The sequence below is a fragment of the Arsenophonus sp. ENCA genome, assembly GCF_002287155.1.
Lineage (GTDB): Bacteria > Pseudomonadota > Gammaproteobacteria > Enterobacterales > Enterobacteriaceae > Arsenophonus > Arsenophonus nilaparvatae.
Map to the genome: position 1 here is coordinate 1 of NZ_NHNG01000037.1, position 2,352 is coordinate 2,352.

3 protein-coding genes are annotated in these 2,352 nt (G+C 36.2%); 1 reads left to right on the top strand and 2 read right to left on the bottom strand.

All coding sequences use genetic code 11. From position 1 onward, the window contains the following. The coding region (locus tag CBG25_RS00855; RefSeq protein ID WP_290603831.1) for a transposase at positions 1-432 on the top strand (432 nt) is incomplete at its 5' end. On the opposite strand, the gene CBG25_RS00860 is transcribed toward CBG25_RS00855, so the two are convergent. Next, positions 316-561 (bottom strand): hypothetical protein, encoded by a 246-nt coding sequence (locus CBG25_RS00860; RefSeq protein WP_290603833.1) that lies wholly within the window; start codon positions 559-561, stop codon positions 316-318. The two genes, CBG25_RS00855 and CBG25_RS00860, sit on opposite strands and share 117 nt — an antisense overlap. A 166-nt stretch (positions 562-727) precedes the next feature. Further along, positions 728-2,125 carry an amino acid permease gene (locus tag CBG25_RS00865; protein ID WP_290603835.1) on the bottom strand — a complete coding sequence of 466 codons (1,398 nt, stop codon included), beginning with the start codon at positions 2,123-2,125 and terminating at the stop codon, positions 728-730. Positions 2,126-2,352: the final 227 nt, after the last annotated feature.

A 2,352-nucleotide genomic window follows, 5' to 3' on the forward strand; every position in this document is an offset into this window, starting at 1 on the left:
TGTGTTAATTGCGCCCAATGCGAGCAAAAAAAACAATGTACACAATCCAAAGATGGAAGGAAAATAAAACGCTATCCGGAAGATAAACAGCGAGATGAACTTCGTTTACATATGGCTACTCCTGAGTCTAAAAAAATCTTGAATCAGCGAAAGAGCATGGTTGAACCTGTGTTTTCAGCATTGCGGGGAATTCAGGGTTTGGAACGTTTCCGGCGTAAGGGATTATTAGCGGTAAAGCTCGAATTTACCCTGCATGCAATGGCCTATAACTTATCAAGAGCGGTTGCTCTGATATTATGGATGATTTTCAGTCTATTATTTGTACAAACTAAAATCAGAAAAAGAGAAAATCTGCACGGTGGGATATTGTTGAAAAAAAAATTCCACCCCTTTTGCGACAGCCTCTTTAGGGCGGAAACATCTACTTTTTAACCATCGGCTAACCGTGTCATGAGATAAAGGCGATGGGCTGACTTCTGATAACGCCAAACWAGAGTATCTTACACTGCTTACTTGCAAGAATATTTTATAGATATCTTTAATGCATGGATAACCGGACAAAATATGAACATCCTGATTTTTTCTTGTTTTTAAATTTATACTTCTTTTTTAGAGACTGCGAAACTCGTGTCCAAATGAAGTATTTTTAGCTCATCTAATGGCTGCATAACGTTTTATGGGTTTGTTGCGTTTCGACTGGGAATGGGCCGTTGTTAAATCTCGTTAATTAAATATGAAGTAAATACCAAAATGCGGGGATAGAAGAGAAAATAATTATAATTATTGCATTTCTTTCTAATCTGCTGAGTGATTTTTTATTATTGTTTTGGTTTTGCGCATAGAGGAAGATAAATAAACCGGGCATGTATAGAATAACAGATAACAGTAGATTGATTGTTCCTGAAGCATAAAGTAGCCATAAGCTATATAAACTAGTTACTGCTCCAATAATAAGTAATCCTCTGCTATCACGCTCAAAAGAGATTTTGATTAGGAAAGCACCGACTAAAAAATAAGGCACCAAAATCATTTCTGAGGCTATCGTTAATAACATATTATAGTTACTGCCACTCAACCAAATTAATATTAACGCTAATTGTACAGCACCGTTTGTAAGCCAAAGAGATGAAGAAGGGGCATTATTTTTATTTTGAGATTTGAATATTTTAGGAAATGAACCATGAAGCGAAGCAATATAAGGAATTTCTGTCGCCATTATTGTCCAGCTTAAATATGCACCGCAAACAGAAACAATCAAACCAGCTGCAATAATAATCTCGCCATAATTTCCCATCATATGGATCATAAGTGATGCCATTGAGGGATTTTTCATTGCAGCAAGTTCTGCTCTGGGAAAGATGCCTAAGGAGAGCAAGGTAACTAATATATAAATACTTAAGGCTGAGATTACGGCAAGTAACGTTGCTAAACCAACATCTTTACGTCTTTGAGCGCGTGCTGAAACAACCACAGCCCCTTCGATACCAATAAATACCCATAACGTAATTAGCATTGTATTTTTGATTTGTTGCCAAATTGGTATGCCCATTTCAGCACCACTAAAATCAAATTTAAATATATCTATCTTAAACGCAAAAATAGCAAGGATGATAAATAGGGTAAGGGGAATTAATTTAGCTAAAGTTGCTAATTTATTGATACCGGCAGCAGTCTGTGTACCTCTTAATACTAACCAATGAATGATCCATAGTAAGATAGACTCACCAATCAAAGATTGCCAAGTATTACCATCACCAAAAACCACATTACCTGAGTGATCAGTAAAAAAACTCAGGGCTGCAAAGACGATCACTAAATAGGAAACATTAGCGATAACAGCACATAGCCAATAGCCCCAGGCTGAACAAAAACCAACTAGTTCACCAAAACCTTCTTTGGCGTATGTATAAATTCCTCCATCTAGATCCGGTCTAATACGTGAAAGTAATAGCAAAGATATGGCAAGAAATAAAATACCAATACCTGTGATACTCCAGCCTATCATAAGTGCTAGGGGGCTAGCGACTTCAGCCATATTTTGCGGCAAGCTAAACACACCGGCTCCAACCATTGAACTTAATACTAATGCGGTTAAAGCCGTCAAATTTAATTTTTTATTGTTCAAAGAAAATATCCTAAAATCTATTTGCCATAATTTGGTTTATGCCATTAATAACAACTTATTTAGATAGCAAAAAACCAAACTGACTTGAATTAGATAGAAACACGAGTTTCGCACAAAACTAATTTGGGTACGCTAATAAAACACGGATGTGCTCAGCAATAGCATTTTTGATTACGTCCCAATTTTGTTGATAAAGGGTTATTTTTTCAGATATACGACGTTTATGT